Source organism: Streptomyces sp. NPDC002144, assembly GCF_053593695.1.
Window position 1 is genome coordinate 1 of record NZ_JBSFDB010000064.1, and the last position, 15,316, is coordinate 15,316.

A 15,316-nucleotide genomic window follows, 5' to 3' on the forward strand; every position below is an offset into this window, starting at 1 on the left:
CGCGACTTCCTGCACAAGCTGTCGACTCGACTCGTCCGCGAGAACCAAACGGTCGTGATCGAGGACCTCACCGTCCGCAACCTGCTGAAGAACGGCACGCTCGCGCGGGCCATCTCGGATGCGGCGTGGACGGATCTGCGCATGATGCTGGAGTACAAGTGTGCCTGGTACGGGCGCGACCTCGTCGTGATCGACCGCTTCTTCCCCAGCTCCAAGCTGTGCGGGGGCTGCGGCACGGTCGCGGCGAAGCTGCCGCTGCATGTCCGCGCGTGGACGTGCGAGCACTGCGGCGCGGTGCATGACCGTGACGTGAACGCGGCACGCAACATCCTGGCCGCCGGGCTGGCGGCAGCTGCCTGTGGAGACGGTGTAAGACCTCAACGGGAGTCCTCCCGGACGGGGCGGTCGTCGGTGAAGCAGGAACCCCAGCGGGCGACCGCTGGAATCCCCCGCCTTTAGGCGGGGGAGGAAGTCAAGTCACGCCGTATTTCATGCCCGACGGCCTGCTCGGCCCGGAACTGCTGGAACCCGGGATCCGCCGCACCGAGGGGAGCCCGCCGCACCGGACCGGCACAGGTGCCGTGTCGTGGGGGCGGCGGGGCGGAAGAACGCTCCTCCCGGCTCAGCCCGCGGTGTGCCCCGCGAAGGCCAGCACGGTCTTGCCATGGGTCCGTCCGGCCTCGTGACGCCGGTGGACCTCGACGACGTCCGACGACGAGACGACGGTCGGCCGGACGCGGGGCAGTGCTCCGGAGGCGAGCGCGGACAATGCCGTGGAAAGGTGCTCACCGATGGTGGCGGGGGAACGGCGGGCGACATCGCCGATGTTGTATCCGGCGACGGTCCTGTTGTTCTTCCACAGATCCCAGACGTCTGCGGTCCAGTCGGCGTGACGCCCGAGGTCCCCGTAGGTGACCACCCGGCCGAAAGGAGCCAGTAGCTCCAGGCCGGCGCGCCGTACCGGGCCGCCGACGGGGTCCAGCACCAGGTCCACCCCACGCCCAGCGGTGGCCTCCCGGACTCCGTCCTCGAACTCGTCCCGGACGAACAGCGCGTCGTAGCCCAGCCCGGCGGCCAGCTGTGCCTTCCTCCCGGTGCCGACCGTGCCGAAGACTCGCGCGGCACCGTGCGCTCGCGCGATCCGCGCCGCGGCCGAACCGACTCCCCCGACCGCTGCGTGGATCAGGACCGTCTCGCCCTCGCACAGTCGGCCCGCGTCCATCAGCACCCCGTAGGCCGTCGGATACACGCACGGCACGCCCGCCGCGTCCGCGAGCGGGAGCCCGCCGACGGGCCGGACGAAGTCCATGTCGGCCACAGCGAACTCCGCATATCCGCCGAAGGCCGGAAGGTAGGCGGCAACTTGCTCGCCGAGCACCGGCCCCGTCACCCCGCTGCCGAGTGCCGCCACCGTGCCGGAGACCTCAAGCCCGGGCACGTCGTAGCCGCCGGGGCCGTCGGGCTCGCCGAACTCACCCCGGCGATGCTGCACCTCCGCGAAGTTCACCCCGGCGTACGCGACCTCGATCAGCACCTGACCCGGGCCCGGCCTCGGGGCCGGCACCTGGATCTCCTCCAGGACCTCCGGTCCGCCGTTCGACTTGAATCCGTATGCACGCAACGTGGGGTCCTTGTCCGTTCTATCGACAACACTCGGGCCAAAGGACACCCCAACTCTCAGGCGCGACAGGTGTCCTGACGATCTGTAACTTTCCTACGGACAGCACGGGCTCGGCGGTCAGGGGCTCCGGCGACGGCGTGGCGTGATGGAAGCCCACAGACCGAAAGCTGTCAGCGGGGCGCGCCACACGGAACCGGACCGGCCGAACTCACCTCTGCCGGCTGCACCCCGGGCGCGTGGTGTGCCGGACGTGGACCGGCGCAGTCAGTCGGGACGGATGCGCCGGTCCTACACTGTCATCGAGGTTCCTCCGTGGATACCCCCCTTCAGGCGGGGGAGGAAACGGACTCCTGCGGAGCAGGGCAGGGAAAGCCGATGCGCCGCCAGGGCGGATCGGCGTTCACCCCCAACCGCCCGCAGATAAGTGGTAGCTTCTGTGGCGTCCGGCTGGGGATAACCAAGCCGGCCGGGCCTACCGCCGGGCTGGCGGGATGTCAGGTCTGTGGAGCTGGCGTAAGACTGCTGGGCGTACCCACGTCCCTTGCCGTTAATTCGGGGCAGCTGCTGTCTGAGAAGCAGAAAGCTCAACCCGCGAGGGAAGAATCTCCCTGCTTCAGCTGGGGGAGAAGTCAAGCCTGCGGTCTCTCCAAGAGCGTCCTCGTGAAGTGTGTGACGGGGCGATTCTGGGGTTCGCCGTCGACGGCGATGTCGACGGCCTCGTTGTAGAAGGCGAGCAGCCCCTTGATCGGGCCGACCGCCGGCAGCGGGTCCGGGTAGCTCCAGACGACGTTCGCCGGGATGTCGGACTCGCCGCGCCAGGACCAGTACTCCGCCGTGCCCTTGTAGGGGCAGCCGGTGTGGTGGTCGGTGGGTTCGAGCAGGTCGAGGCGGACGTCCTCGCGCGGGATGTAGTAGCGCGTGGGCAGGCCGGTCTCGAACAGCAGCACGGGGCGGTGGGTGTCCGCGACGACCGTGCCGTCGATCTGGACCACGAGGTGGCGGCTGCTCGGGATGGCGTCCACGCGTTTGTGCGGGTCCCGGGGGTGGACGAAGATCTCTTCCTCCTCCTCGTACCAGTGGTCGAGGCCCCGGCCTGTGCGCCGGAACCATTCGAAGGCGATGTGGTCGGCTAGGTCGGCGGCCGGGAAGGTCCAGGCGGCGTTCTCCAGCAGGTCGCCGTCGATGTCGAGGTCGTAGAAGATCCGTGAGCCGGTATGCGTACCGGTCGGGGGGTTCTTCGCGGGGCGGAGCAGGTCCTCGCGGACCTCGGTGCGCGGGAAGGCGTACAGCGGGACGGGGACACCCGGCTCCCAGACCAGGACGGGGTGCCGGCTGTCGACGACCGTCATCTCGCCCTTGCGGCCGCGTACCCAGCGCTCGCCGGGCTCCCACAGGAGGCCTTCCGGGGTGGTCCGCACGGCCTGTGCGGTGGGGAACGTGGTCATGAGCTGCTCTCCTCCGGCCGGTTCACGCGTTGACTTCCGCGACGTAGGGGCGATTCTCGCGCCAGGCCGCGAGCTGCTCGGGGCGGCCGAACACCCGCAGGTACTCCTCGACGTTGCCGCTGGCCCGTTCCCACACCGAGACGGGTTCGAAGTCGGAGCCGTCCGGGTCGGCGAACTCGGGCAGCGGTGCGACGACCGTGTCCAGACTCGGGTGGACGAAAACCGCGGAGGAGCGCCGGGTCACCGAGCCACCGGCCACCACGCGGTGCCGGCCGGGGCGCAGCCTGCCCTCCGTCCAGTTGGTCAGCAGGGTGCCGGTGAACACCTGGAGGGCGTCCGGCCGGATCGGTACGGGGGTCCAGGTGCCGTCGGGGCGCTGACCCTGCAGGCCCGCGTAGTCGCCCGCCTGGTGGAGCACCGTGAGCACGGAACTGTCGGCGTGTTCCAGGAGGAGGAGCTTCTCCTCGTCCGACGCGCCCTCGTGCGGCCACTTCGGGTAGTTGTTGACGACCACCGTCGTGTAGACGTCCTCGCCCAGCGGGAAGGCATGCGCGGGGACGTCCAGCAGGCGCGCGTACAGACCGAGGACGCGGCGGGCGACGTCCACGAAGGCGTCGTGATAGCGCTGGGTGGCCGCGCGCAGGCCGGGCTCCTGCGGCGGCCAGACGTTCGCGTGCTCGTAGAGGGTGGCGTGTTCGGCGGACAGCCCGGCGGCCCTGGCCGCTTCCGTGTTGTCGTACTGGGCGATGCTGAACCGTTCGAGCTCCAGGCGTCCGAAGTCGTCCGGCCACTGCCGCCAGCCGCGATAGGGGTGTCCGGTCGGGCTGGCCAGTCGCTCCTTCTCCGCGCGCGGCAGGTCGAGGACGCGGCGGAAGCCGTCGTCGAAGCCGGCGATCACCTCGGTGGGCACACCGTGGTTGACCACCTGGATGATGCCGATGGTCTCGGCGGCGGTGCGCACGGTGGCGAGCAGGTCCTCGGGGGCGTCGGCGGCGAGGGCGGCGGCGAGATCGATGACGGGGATGTCGTCCGACATTGCTCAGGCTCCTTCGGGATTCAGTGGGTCAGGGGTCGCAGGGCGTCCGCGAGGGACTGGGGGTCGGGGTGGACGGTGACGATGTCTCCGTCGGGTACCTGGGCGCGGAACCGGTCGAGGGACACCGCGTCGAGCGGGCCCTCTTCGGTTCGGATGAGCAACGGGGCCTGGACGGTGCCGAGTTGCTCCCAGAGCGTCTCGTCGTCGAGGGCGTTGGGCGCGTCGGCGGGCAGGCTGCCGAGGTGGTGGCGCCAGGACCAGGTGCCGTCCGCCGCCTGCTCGGTCTCCAGTTCGGCGGTGCGGGCCGCGTCGGTCGCGCCGCGCTCCTCCAGCCAGGCCGCCGCGTCGTCACGGGTGGCGAACTGCGGGCTGGGTTCGGGCCACAGCCGCAGGCCGGGTGACGAGGCACCGGGCAGCGCGTCGATGAGGACGAGGCGCCCGGCGCCGCGCGGGTACTTCGCCTTCAGCGCGATCGCGGCCAGCCCGCCGAACCCGGCGCCCACGACGGGCACGCCACCCGGAGCGAAGGAGCGGACCGCTTCCTCCAGCGTGGCCGCCAGCCGACGCGGGCGGTAGTCGCCCCGGCCGCGCCTGCTGGAACGGCCGTGTCCGGGCAGGTCGAGGGCGACGGCGGGCCGGTCCAGAGCCAGTAGCACGTCGTCCCAGGAACGGGCGCTCAGTCCGGCGTCGTGCAGGAGGACGACGGTGGGCTTCTGCGTGTCCCAGAAGACGCCGCCGACATGGCCGCCGGTGGCTACGGTCACCCAACGGCGCTGGATGACGGGGGCGTTCGGCAGCCCGGCGAACTCCTCGGCGGCGGTGCTCGTGGGCGTATTCGCGCTCGTAGCCGCACTAGTGGTCGTGCTCATCAGGGCTCCCGGTGCTCGGGGCGGTCAGGGGGTCACAAGAGGTCGGCGGCCACGCCTGGCGCGGCGGTGGCGGGGATCCCGGCGGGCAAGTCAGAGAGGTCCAGGTGGCAGCGCAGGACGTGACCACTGCCGAGGTCCCGCTCCGGAGGCGGCACGTCCTCGCACAGCCCCGTGATACGGCGCGTACAGCGGTCGGCGAACCGGCAGCCGCCCGGTCGTGCCGGGGCGTTCGCCACGGCAGCGGGTGGGCCGGCCGCCACCGGGCGGGAGGCCGCCTCGACCAGCAGGGCGGTGTACGGGTGCGACGGCCCGCGCAGCACGTCGGTCGCTCGCCCCTGCTCGACGACCACCCCGCGGTACATGACGGCGATCCGGTCGGCGAGATGGCCGACGACCGCGAGATCGTGCGAGATGAAGAGGTACGACGTCCCCGTACGGTCCCGCTGATCGGCCAGCACTTCGAGCACGGCCGCCTGCACGCTGACGTCCAGGGCGGACACGGGCTCGTCGCAGATCACCAGATCGGGTCGGCCCGCGAAACTCCGGGCGATGGAGACGCGCTGCTTCTGGCCGCCGGACAGTTGCGCGGGGCGGCGGTCCAGGAGGTCGGCGTCGATGCTGCTGCGGTCCAGCAGGGTTTCGAGGGAGGTGGCGGAGGGATCTCCGAGAGTGGCGAGCGATCTCCTCAGCACGGTGCGCACGGTGTGGCTGGGATTGAGGGAGGCGTCCGGGTTCTGGAAGACCATCTGGATGCGCCGGCGTACCTGGGCATCGCGCCGGCTCAGGCCTGCGGGGAGCGGTTCGCCGCGCATGCGCAGTTCACCCTCGCCGTCGGGGCCGAGCCCGGCGACGGCGCGGGCGAGGGTGGTCTTGCCGCTGCCCGACTCCCCCACCAGACCGAGAACTTCGCCTTCGCGGATTGTCAGGTCGACATGGTCGACGGCGACGGTGCTCCCGAACCGCCGTACCAGGTCCCGTACTTCGACGAGGACGGCGGCGGACTCGCTCGGCTGTGTGCCGCGCTCTGCCGTACGCGCCCCCGTGTCGGCCTCCCCCGGATGCAGGCAGCGCACCGCCCGGCCCGGTAGCGCCTGAGTGTCCAGCACGGGTTCGGCCGTCCTGCACGCGTCCTCCGCCAACGCGCAGCGCGGCGCGAAGGCGCAGCCCGTCGTGGCCTCACCGGGTAGTGGCAGCCGTCCGGGGACGGGCCGCAGCGGGCGTTCGGCGCGCGTCGCGCCGAGCACCGGCACGGCCGCCAGGAGGCCGGCGGTGTACGGGTGGGCCGGGGCCGCCAGGACCTCGCCCACCGGCCCCACCTCCACCAGCCGCCCCGCGTACAGTACGCCCACTCGGTCGCACATCCGGCCGATCAGACCGAGGTCGTGGCTGACGAAGACCACGGCGGCGTCGAGTCGGCTCCGCAACTCCTTGAGCAGGCCCAGCACTTCGTGCTCGACCGAGGCGTCGAGGCCCGTCGTCGGCTCGTCGAGGATCAGCAGGCGGGGCTGTGCGGCGAGGGCGGCGGCGATGACGACACGCTGCTGCTGGCCGCCTGAGAGCTGGTGCGGGTAGCGGCGGGCGAGCCGCTCCGGGTCGGGCAGCCTCACCGTGTGCAGGAGGTCGATGACGCGCTCGGCGGTCTGGCCACGCGCCAGACCGCTGCCGCGCAGGACTTCGGCCAGTTGGGTGCCGATCCGCATCGTCGGGTCCAGCGAGCCCGCGGCGTCCTGGTGGACGAAGGCGAGCCGGGACGCCCGCCATTGCCTCAGCTGCCGCCCGCCCAGGCCCAGTACGTCGGTGCCGTCCAGCCGTACGGCACCGCCCAGCACCGTGCCGCCCGGTGCGAAGTGCCGGGCGAGCGCGTACGCCAGGGTCGACTTGCCGCAGCCCGACTCCCCGACCAGGCCGAAGATCTCGCCGGGGGCCACCGTGAACGACACGTCGTACAGCACCTGGGCGGAGCTGTAGGCGGTGCTCAACTCCTCGACGACCAGCCCCTGTTCAGCTGTACTCATGCCTCGCCCCCTGCGGCTCGTCGTGAGGTGTCCGCGACCAGCGCGACCCCGACCACCAGCGAGACGATCGCGAGGGCGGGCGCGAGGACCGTCCAGGGCGCGTTGCCGAGCCACACCCGGTTGTCGGCGACGGCGGCGCCCCATTCCGGTGACCCCGGGGGTTGGCCGAGGCCGAGGAAGGAGAGGGTGGCGGCGGCGAACACGGCGTCGCCGAGCCGGGAGGTGGTCTCGACGTACACGGTGCGGCGGACGTTGGGCAGGATCTCGCGGCCGAGCAGCGACCACAGCGGCTCACCGCGCAGCAACGCGGCCTCGACGTACGGCTTCTCACGCTCGACGAGGGTCGCCGCCCGTACGCTGCGCGTGACCAGCGTCGTCAGCGCGGCCGCGACGACGAGGACCAGCACCGCCGTGGAGCGGCCGAGCAGCGCCGCGAACAGGACGGCGGCGATCACGGCGGGGAAGACGACGAGCGCGTCGACGATCCGCATCACCACCTCGTCCAGCCAGCCGCCCACGCCCCCGGCGAGCAGCCCGATCACGGTGCCGGCGAGGACGGCCAGCGCGGTCGCGGCGGGCGCCACTTCCAGGACGGGGCGTGCCCCGGCCAGCATGCGGGAGAAGACGTCACGACCGAACTGGTCGGTGCCGAGCAAGTGTTCACCGCTCGGTTCCAGGAACCGGTCCTGGGGGCGCTGGACGTCCGGGTCGTACGGCACCAGGTGCGGCCACAACAGCGCCACGGCGGCCCACAGCACGATCAGGGTGGCGCCGAGAACGGAGGCGAGAGGCAGCCGCCCCACCCGTCCCAGTGGCCGCAGAACGACGGTCACCGTGCTCAAGCGGCACCCCCGAGGCGTATCCGCGGATCCAGCAGCCGGTAGACGACGTCCGCAAGCAGTACGACCAGCATGTACAGGACCCCCAGTACCATCGCGCTCGCCTGCAGCGTCGGCAGGTCCTTGTCCTGCGCGGACTGGAGCAACAGAGCACCGGCACCGGGGTAGTTGAAGAGCAGCTCCACGACCACGATGCCGCCGAGCAGGTACTGCAACTGGACCCCGAGGGCGCTCGTGGCCGGCACCGTGGCATTGCGCAGGACGTGCCGGACGACGATCCGGGCGGAGCCGGCCCCGCGCAGCCGCGCCGCGCGCACGTAGGGGCCGTCGACGACGGCGATGGTGCTGGCGCGCACGTGCCGGGCGACGTAGCCGGTGCACACCAGCACCAGCGAGATCGCCGGCAGCAGCAGGTGCCACAGGGTCTGGCCCAGGCCGTCGGCCCCGGGCCTGGTCTGCGCGGACGCGGGCAGCCAGCGCAACTGCACCGAGAACACCACCAGCAGGACGACCCCGGTGACGAACTCCGGTGTGGCGCCCAGCGCCAGGGTCGTGGCGGTGATCGTCCGGTCCAGCACCCGGCCGTGGTACAGCCCAGCGATCAGGCCGAGCGTGAGCGCGACGGGCACCAGCAGTACGAACGCGAACAGCGCCAGGAACAGCGAGTGGCCCAGCCGCTCCAGGAGCAGCCCGCGCACCGGCACGTGCAGGGTGTACGACGTGCCCCAATCACCGGTGACGAAGTGCCCGAGCCAGCTGCCGTACTGCACGACGAGCGGCCGGTCGAGGCCGAGTTCGTGGTCGAGGGCGCGCACGGAGTCGTCGGACGCCTCGCGGCCGAGGACGGTGCGGGCCACGTCGCCGGGCAGCACCTGGGTGGCGAGGAAGACCAGGAACGAGACCCCGAGCAGCGTCAGCGGTATCGCGGCGAGCCGCCGCAGCAGGAACCTGGTCATGTCTCAGACCCGGGAGACGGTGGTGAAGTCGACGTACTGGCTGGGGTGGGCCTCGACGCCCCGGAATTTGTCGCCGTTGTAGGCACGCGCCGCGCCGCTCCAGTACGCGATGACGATCGGCACGTCCTCGTGCAGGGCCTTGGCGATGATCTCCGCCTGCTTGCGCCGTTCGGCGTCGCTGGTGGCGGCGTCATAGGCCTCGGCGGCCGCGTCGAGGGTCCTGTTGGCGTACTTCGAGCCGTTCCACACGCCGTTGCTCTTCACCATCGGGATGATGAACTGGCTGGGCACGGCTCTGCCCGCCCAACCGACCAGGTTGGCGGTGGTGAACAGCCAGGGCGTGTCCTTGGCCTGGTCACCGCCGTAGAACTCCTTCGAGGACCGCTGGTCGAGGTCGACGGTGATGCCGACCTCCTTCAGCTGGCTCTGGACGGTGACCGCGAAGTCCTTGTTGGGCGGGTCGAAGGTGAGCGTGAAGCGCAGGCTCTTCAGACCGGCCGCCTTGAGCAGTTCGGCGACCTTCGCCTTGTCCTTGGCACGCTGCTCGATGTCAGTGGGCGCGGCCGGGAACAACGGAGCGAACAGGTGATCGTTGCCCAGGTCGCCGAGTCCGCTGCCGGCGGCCTGGCGGACGGCGGGCCGGTCGAGGGCGTAGGCGACGGCCTGCCGGACCTCCTTCCGGTCGAAGGGCGCCTTGTCCACGCGGAGGGTGAGGACGGTGACTCCGGTCCCCCTTACCTTGTCGACGGTGATGCCCCCGCTGTTTCCCAGCGGTTCGACCAGCGCCGGCCTGCTGAGGAACTGGGCGTCGATGTCGCCGGACTGCAGGGCGACGAGGTCGGCCTGGTCGTCGGCGTAGAACTTCACGTCCACGCCGTCGAGGTAGGGCTTGGGGTTGTCCCAGTACTTCGGGTTGCGGACGAAGGAGGCGCCGGTGGAGACGTCGTAGGAGGTGAGGGTGAAGGGGCCCGTGCCGATGCCGTGCTTGGCGAAGTCCTCGGCGTAGTCCGTCTTGAGGATCACCGCGTTGTAGTTGCCGGCCGACACCAGGTACGGGAAGTCGGAGAAGGGTCGGTCGAGGGTGAAGACGACGGTGGAGTCGCCCTGGGTGCTCACGCCGCCTGCCTTGAGGACGGTGTCGAACGCGGACAGGGCCGCCGACTTGTTCTTCGGATCGAGCAGCCGGTCGAACGAGGCCTTCACCGTGGCGGCGTCGAGCTTCGTGCCGTCGGAGAAGGTGACGCCCTCGCGCAGGGTGAAGGTCCACTTCCGGGCGGAGCTGTCCGAGGCCCACTTGGTGGCCAGCCGCGGCACCAGCTTGAAGTCCTTGTCGAGCCAGATCAGGTATTCGGCCACCAGCTGGAAGAGGGCGATGGCGGTTCCGTCGTACGCCGTGACCGGGTCGAGGGCGGTGGGCGGCGGCGGGGCGCCCACGCGCAGGGTGCCGCCGCGCCGGGCCGGGCCCGTGGCCGACGCCGTCGCCCCGGCCGCGTCGTCCCCTGCGCCGGGCGCGCAGGCCGCGAGCAGGGCGGCCAGGGCGCCGCCGCCGGCCAGGGTGAGGAAGCCGCGCCGAGAGGGGCCGGACGGCAGGACGTCCTGCCAGCGCTGGGGCGGTGCGTCGGCATCGGATGCAGGCATGGGTTCTCCAGGGAACGACCGACGGCACGGCACAACCTGGGGGAGCTGTACACGGGCGTGTGCGGTAGGCAGAAAAGTGACAGGTGAAGGAAGGCGGAGCGCGAAGAAGCGCGCGGCAAAGGGCCGTCAGAAGGCCGGCGTGGTGCGCTCGGTCGGATACCTCAGCGCTGCGGACACGCGCACGTGCCGACGCGCAGCAGATCCACGTGGATCCTCCGGGTCAGCAGCGTGTTCGCGGTCACGAGTCATTGATAACAGCGAGGCTCGGCGGTAGACAACGCGGGATCTGTTTCAGAATCGAGAAACTCTGCCGTAAAACTCCGCCCGTAGACTTCCCGGCATGACCGACTCCCGCCGCACGCCCTCGCGTCTCGACGCCGGCTGTCGCCACCACGGTTGTGACGACCATCGGCCGTCTCGGAGGCAGGACAAGGGAGTTGCTCGCGATGCAGTCACCGGCATTCATACGGCCCGATGGGCCTTCGGGCTGCACGCCTGACGCCGGTCACTCGTCGATCGACGAGTTGCTGGCCCGCGCCCGCACCCGCCTGCGGCGACTGGCCCCGGAGGAAGCCGCCGGTGAACTCGCGGACGGCGCCCTGCTGGTGGACGTCCGCGCGGACATGGTGCGGCGCGCCGAGGGCGAGATCCCCGGCTCCCTCGTCATGGACCGGAACGTGCTGGAGTGGCGGCTGGACCCCTGCAGCGCCTGGCGCATCGAGGAGGCCACCGACCACTCCCTGCGCGCGATCATCATGTGCTCGCAGGGGTACATGTCGAGCATGGCCGCCGCGGGTCTGCACGACCTCGGACTGGTGCGGGCCACCGACGTCGTCGGCGGCTACGAGGGCTGGCGCGCCGCGGGCCTGCCGGTAGTGCCGGGCGGCACGATGCCCGGCTCCTACGTGGCCGCCGCGCCGTCCCCGATCAGCCTCGACCCGGGCGGCCAGCGCATGCTGGTGGACGGCGCCCCGGTCGCTCTGACCCCACTGGAGTTCCGGCTGTTGACCGCCCTCCTGCGGGGCAACGGCCGGGTCGTCTCCCGCGAGGACCTGCGCTCGGGGCTGGGTGAATGGGCGGGGAGCCGCAGCCGCTCCGTCGACCTGCACATCCACCGCATCCGCCGCAAACTCGGCCCCCGTGGCGCGGCTCTGCTGACGACGGAACGAGGCGTCGGCTTCCGCCTGCGCGCGACACTGGCACCGGCCGAGGGAGACTGAGGGTACGGGTCACGACCGCCGCGCCCGGACGGCTCCGACCGCGGAAGGCCGCCCTCCCCGTCGGCCCTCTTCCCTCTAGGACGTCGGCTCACGCTCCGCGTACCTCGCCGCCGCTGCTGTCGAGCGGAAGCGGCGACTCGTGTGCGGTCCCGCCACCCCGGGCAGGCCGGGCACACAGGGAGGTGGTGGGCCGGGGCGGCAGTGCCGGAAGCGGCCAGGAGGGCGGTGGGGTGAAGTCGCACCAGGTTCCGTCGAACGGGAAGACCCCGGTTTCCGCCAGCCGGGCCACCCGACGCCCCTCCTCGCGGATGTCCTCGGCCTCGCGCGACGTCCAGTAGGACGGATGCCCGGTCTTGTCCGCGAAGGACTCCTCGTCCTTCCACTGCCAGGTCCCGTCCGGTCGTACGGTGACGTCGAGCTCCAGGTCGAACACGTCGATGCCGTCCGTGTTCCGTCGGCGATGCTCCAGGTTGACGTACCAGCCGCTGAAGCCACCGTCACCGTCCGCTGACGAGAACAGCCACCAGACCGCGTGGCATGACTCGTTGGGCTGGTGGATGAGGGCGTTGCCCCGGTGCCAGTGCCCGGTTTCCAGGGGATACCCGGTTGCCGGCCGCTGTTCCGGCGGCACGTCTCTCAGATGCACGCCCGTCGGCAGTGCGGCCCGCCACACCGGCGAGCCCACAGCGAGCCACAACAGGAGTCCGTCCGGGCCGGAATCCACGACCCGCACCGGAGCCCGGGTGCTCAGGTGACCGCCGAGGTACAGGTTCAGGTGGAGTACGCGTCCGGGTTTCATGTGCAGGCGAGTCCTGGTGTCGGTGGGAGGAACAGGCTCGCGGTCGGATGCACCGGGGGTCACTGGACGTTCGCCCCGGTGGCCCCGATGGACTGCCGCATACTCGGCACCGCGATGTTCAGGACTGCCTGGTCCAGCAGGGTCGTGGCGCCCGCGGCCATGCACACCAAGTATCCGTCGTGCGGCACGGTCCTCTCCCGGCAGCATCTACCCCCGCCGGGACGGCCGCGGCAGGCCCAGGTGGTCGCGCAGCGTACGGCCCGTGTAGTGGGTGCGGAACAGGCCGCGGCGGCGCAGCTCGGGGATCACGAACTCGGCGAAGTCGTCCAGGGTGCCCGGCAGATACGGGAAGATCACATTGAAGCCGTCGGCGGCGCGGCCGTGGAACCACTCCTCGATGTGGTCGGCGATCTGCTCGGGCGTGCCGGTGATGCTGCGGTCGTCGTTCGCGACGCGCCGGACGAGGTCGCGGATGGTGAGGTTGTCGCGACGAGCGTCCTCGTAGATCTGCTGCTGGGCGGTGTGCGACTGGTTGGAGACGGGGAGTTCAGGCAGCGGGCCGTCCAGTGGGTAGCCGCTGAGGTCGAAGCCGCCGAGCCAGTACGACAGGTCGGCCAACGCGACCTGCGGGGGCAGGAGTTCGGTGAGTCGGGCCAGTTTGTCGCGGGCCTCGGACTCGGTGGGGGCGGTGACGACGGACAGGGCCGGGAGGACCTTGAGGTGGTCGGGGTCGCGGCCGTGGGCGGCGGCTCGCTCCTTGATCTCCGCATAGAACTCCTGGGCCCGGCCGAGGTCCTTGATGCCGGAGAAGATCACGTCGGCGATGCGGGCGGCGAGGTTCTTGCCCGCTTCGGAGGCGCCGGCCTGCACGATGATGGGGTGGCCTTGCGGCGGCCGGGCGATGTTGAGGGGGCCGGCGACCTTGAGGTGTTTTCCTTCGTGGTTCAGGGCGTGCAGCTTCGCGGGGTCGAAGTAGACGCCGCTTGCCTGGTCGTGGCGGAAGGCGTCGTCCTCGAAGGAGTCCCACAGCCCCGTCACCACGTCGTGGAACTCCTCGGCGCGGTCGTAGCGGGTGGCGTGGTCGAGGTGGGCGGCGAGGCCGAAGTTCTGGGCCTCTCCGTCATTGAGGGAGGTCACCACGTTCCAGCCGGCCCGGCCGCCGGAGATGTGGTCGAGGGAGGCGAAGGTGCGGGCCACGTGGTAGGGCTCGTTGTAGCTGGTCGAGGCGGTGGCGATGAGGCCGATGTGGGAGGTGCCGGCGGCGAGCGCGGCCAGCAGCGTCGTCGGCTCGAAGGAGTCGTTGACCACGCTGACCCGGCTCAGGACGTCCTCGTTCGCGAACGGCACGCCGACGAGGTCGGCGAGGAACACCGCGTCGAAGGCGGCCCGTTCTGCGGTCCGCGCGAAGGACAGGACCTCCCGGATGTTCACGCCCGCGTCCGCCGCGGTGTCCGGGTGCCGCCAGGCGGCCAGGTACTCCCCCGGTGGCTTGAGGAAGGCGTTGAGGTGCAGTTGTCCGGTGCGGCGGCTCATCGTCCGGTCTCCTGGAGGTGTCGGTCACGGACGGCGGGACGCGGCAGCCCGAGGTTCTCGCGCAGGGTGCCACCCTCGTACTCGGTGCGCAGCAGCCCGCGTTGCTGGAGCAGCGGCACGACGTGGTCCACGAAGTCCTCTGCGGGGCCGGGCAGATAGGGGAAGGAGATGTTGAAGCCGTCGGCCGCGAAGGAGCGGAACCAGGTCTCGATGTGGTCGGCGATCTGCTCGGGCGTACCGGCGACGGCGGAGCCCGCGGCGAAACGGTGCGCCAGCTGACGTATCGTCAACTTCTCGTCGTGGGCGAGCTTCAGCAGCAGATCGCGGCGCGACGTGCTGCGGTTGGTCTCGGGGATGTCCGGCAGTGGGCCGTCCACCGGGTGGTCGGTCAGGTCCAGGTCACCGATGTTGTCCTGGACGAGACGGCGGGCGACGTCGTCGTGGATGAGGTCCTGGAGCTCGGCGAGGCGCCGCCGCGCCTCCGTCTCGGTGGGCGCGACGAACGGGGAGAGGCCCGGCCAGACCAGCACATGGGCGGGGTCGCGGCCATGGGCGGCCGACCGCGCCTTGATGTCGGCGTAGAAGGTTTGCGCGGCGCCCAGTTCGTGCTGGGTCGTGAAGAGGACCTCGCCGTGCCGGGCGGCGAACTCGCGTCCCGTCTCTGAGGATCCGGCCTGGAAGACCACCGGATGGCCCTGTGGCGGCCGGGAGACGTTCAGGGGGCCACGGACGGCGAAGTACTCGCCGCGGTGGTGCGGGGTGTGCAGTCCGGCCGGGTCGTAGTAGCGGCCGGTCGCCTTGTCCCGTACGACCGCCTCGTCGTCGAAGCTGTCCCAGAGCGCCTTGACCACCTGCACGAACTCGTCCGCGCGACGATAGCGCAGCTCGTGTTCCAGATGGCGGTCGTAGCCGAAGTTCGCCGCCTCCAGGGGTACGACGGAGGTGACCACGTTCCAGCCCGCGCGGCCGCCCGAGATGTGGTCCAGGGAGGCGAACTTGCGGGCGATGTGGAAGGGGTGGTTGTAGGTCGTGGTCGCCGTCGCTGCCAGGCCGATGTGCTCGGTCACCAGCGACAGCGCGGCCAGCAACGTCAGCGGTTCGAAGTGCTCGGCACGGCCGGTGCGGGACAGCGAATCGAGCTGGTGGCCCCAGAGGGCGACGACGTCGGCGACGAAGAGTGCGTCGAACCGGCCGCGTTCGAGGGTGCGGGCGAGGTCGGCGTGGAAGGCGAAGTCGAGCTGTCCGTCGGGGCGGGCGTCCGGGTGCCGCCAACCGGCGATGTGGCCGCCGGAGCCGTGGACGAGGGCCCCCAGGGTGAGCCGACGTGCGGTGGGTTCGGTCATGC

At 71.1% G+C, this 15,316-nt stretch carries 15 protein-coding genes; 2 read left to right on the forward strand and 13 right to left on the reverse strand.

All coding sequences use genetic code 11. The features are described 5' to 3' along the window. A partial coding sequence (locus ACWCQ1_RS45590) for an RNA-guided endonuclease TnpB family protein (protein ID WP_451029288.1) occupies window positions 1-459 on the forward strand: 459 nt, incomplete at its 5' end. Between the two features lie 163 nt (window positions 460-622). Here the strand turns inward: ACWCQ1_RS45590 and ACWCQ1_RS45595 are convergent. The 9 genes from ACWCQ1_RS45595 to ACWCQ1_RS45635 all read right to left on the reverse strand — a co-directional run bounded on the left by ACWCQ1_RS45595 (window position 623) and on the right by ACWCQ1_RS45635 (window position 10,661). Next, window positions 623-1,621 (reverse strand): quinone oxidoreductase family protein, encoded by a 999-nt coding sequence (locus ACWCQ1_RS45595; RefSeq protein ID WP_451029289.1) that lies wholly within the window; start codon window positions 1,619-1,621, stop codon window positions 623-625. 629 nt (window positions 1,622-2,250) lie between these two features. Next, entirely contained in the window at window positions 2,251-3,066 is an 816-nt protein-coding gene (locus tag ACWCQ1_RS45600; protein WP_451029290.1) for a DUF427 domain-containing protein, read from the reverse strand. 22 nt (window positions 3,067-3,088) lie between these two features. Continuing rightward, window positions 3,089-4,102: a 2-oxoglutarate and iron-dependent oxygenase domain-containing protein gene (locus ACWCQ1_RS45605; RefSeq protein ID WP_451029291.1), complete on the reverse strand. Its 1,014-nt coding sequence runs from the start codon at window positions 4,100-4,102 to the stop codon at window positions 3,089-3,091. Window positions 4,103-4,122: 20 nt separating this feature from the next. Continuing rightward, the gene (locus ACWCQ1_RS45610; protein ID WP_451029292.1) at window positions 4,123-4,971 is read right to left on the reverse strand and encodes an alpha/beta fold hydrolase; all 849 of its coding nucleotides are present in this window, start codon (window positions 4,969-4,971) and stop codon (window positions 4,123-4,125) included. 32 nt (window positions 4,972-5,003) lie between these two features. Beyond that, entirely contained in the window at window positions 5,004-6,986 is a 1,983-nt protein-coding gene (locus ACWCQ1_RS45615) for a dipeptide ABC transporter ATP-binding protein (RefSeq protein WP_451029293.1), read from the reverse strand. Beyond that, window positions 6,983-7,819 carry an ABC transporter permease gene (locus tag ACWCQ1_RS45620; RefSeq protein WP_451029327.1) on the reverse strand — a complete coding sequence of 279 codons (837 nt, stop codon included), beginning with the start codon at window positions 7,817-7,819 and terminating at the stop codon, window positions 6,983-6,985. Before ACWCQ1_RS45620 ends, ACWCQ1_RS45615 begins: the two co-directional genes overlap by 4 nt. Before the next feature lie 5 nt (window positions 7,820-7,824). Further along, on the reverse strand, window positions 7,825-8,781 hold the full coding sequence (locus ACWCQ1_RS45625; protein WP_451029294.1) for an ABC transporter permease: 957 nt from the start codon (window positions 8,779-8,781) through the stop codon (window positions 7,825-7,827). Between the two features lie 3 nt (window positions 8,782-8,784). Continuing rightward, a complete protein-coding gene (locus tag ACWCQ1_RS45630; RefSeq protein WP_451029295.1) occupies window positions 8,785-10,419 on the reverse strand; it encodes an ABC transporter substrate-binding protein in 1,635 nt (544 codons plus the stop codon). 161 nt (window positions 10,420-10,580) lie between these two features. Further along, window positions 10,581-10,661, reverse strand: a complete 81-nt coding sequence (locus tag ACWCQ1_RS45635; RefSeq protein ID WP_384482901.1) for a putative leader peptide — start codon at window positions 10,659-10,661, stop codon at window positions 10,581-10,583. Window positions 10,662-10,865: 204 nt separating this feature from the next. Here ACWCQ1_RS45635 and ACWCQ1_RS45640 point away from each other — a divergent pair, with 204 nt between their 5' ends. Further along, window positions 10,866-11,639: a winged helix-turn-helix domain-containing protein gene (locus ACWCQ1_RS45640; RefSeq protein ID WP_451029296.1), complete on the forward strand. Its 774-nt coding sequence runs from the start codon at window positions 10,866-10,868 to the stop codon at window positions 11,637-11,639. 88 nt (window positions 11,640-11,727) lie between these two features. Here the strand turns inward: ACWCQ1_RS45640 and ACWCQ1_RS45645 are convergent, their stop codons facing one another. The 4 genes from ACWCQ1_RS45645 to ACWCQ1_RS45660 are packed head-to-tail and all read right to left on the reverse strand — an operon-like array spanning window position 11,728 to window position 15,314. Further along, the gene (locus tag ACWCQ1_RS45645; protein WP_451029297.1) at window positions 11,728-12,438 is read right to left on the reverse strand and encodes a DUF402 domain-containing protein; all 711 of its coding nucleotides are present in this window, start codon (window positions 12,436-12,438) and stop codon (window positions 11,728-11,730) included. Between the two features lie 59 nt (window positions 12,439-12,497). After that, a complete protein-coding gene (locus ACWCQ1_RS45650) occupies window positions 12,498-12,626 on the reverse strand; it encodes a hypothetical protein (protein ID WP_451029298.1) in 129 nt (42 codons plus the stop codon). Between the two features lie 19 nt (window positions 12,627-12,645). Then, entirely contained in the window at window positions 12,646-13,971 is a 1,326-nt protein-coding gene (locus ACWCQ1_RS45655) for an LLM class flavin-dependent oxidoreductase (RefSeq protein WP_451029299.1), read from the reverse strand. Beyond that, entirely contained in the window at window positions 13,968-15,314 is a 1,347-nt protein-coding gene (locus ACWCQ1_RS45660; protein ID WP_451029300.1) for an LLM class flavin-dependent oxidoreductase, read from the reverse strand. The genes ACWCQ1_RS45655 and ACWCQ1_RS45660 overlap by 4 nt, the downstream gene beginning before the upstream one ends. Window positions 15,315-15,316 lie beyond the last annotated feature (2 nt).

Excerpts from the sequence above, each read along its gene's own strand:
- ACWCQ1_RS45600 (WP_451029290.1), bottom strand. The coding sequence starts at position 3,066 with ATGACCACGTTCCCCACCGCACAGGCCGTGCGGACCACCCCGGAAGGC.
- ACWCQ1_RS45605 (WP_451029291.1), bottom strand. The coding sequence starts at position 4,102 with ATGTCGGACGACATCCCCGTCATCGATCTCGCCGCCGCCCTCGCCGCC.
- ACWCQ1_RS45610 (WP_451029292.1), bottom strand. The coding sequence starts at position 4,971 with ATGAGCACGACCACTAGTGCGGCTACGAGCGCGAATACGCCCACGAGC.
- ACWCQ1_RS45615 (WP_451029293.1), bottom strand. The coding sequence starts at position 6,986 with ATGAGTACAGCTGAACAGGGGCTGGTCGTCGAGGAGTTGAGCACCGCC.
- ACWCQ1_RS45625 (WP_451029294.1), bottom strand. The coding sequence starts at position 8,781 with ATGACCAGGTTCCTGCTGCGGCGGCTCGCCGCGATACCGCTGACGCTG.
- ACWCQ1_RS45630 (WP_451029295.1), bottom strand. The coding sequence starts at position 10,419 with ATGCCTGCATCCGATGCCGACGCACCGCCCCAGCGCTGGCAGGACGTC.
- ACWCQ1_RS45640 (WP_451029296.1), top strand. The coding sequence starts at position 10,866 with ATGCAGTCACCGGCATTCATACGGCCCGATGGGCCTTCGGGCTGCACG.
- ACWCQ1_RS45645 (WP_451029297.1), bottom strand. The coding sequence starts at position 12,438 with ATGAAACCCGGACGCGTACTCCACCTGAACCTGTACCTCGGCGGTCAC.
- ACWCQ1_RS45655 (WP_451029299.1), bottom strand. The coding sequence starts at position 13,971 with ATGAGCCGCCGCACCGGACAACTGCACCTCAACGCCTTCCTCAAGCCA.
- ACWCQ1_RS45660 (WP_451029300.1), bottom strand. The coding sequence starts at position 15,314 with ATGACCGAACCCACCGCACGTCGGCTCACCCTGGGGGCCCTCGTCCAC.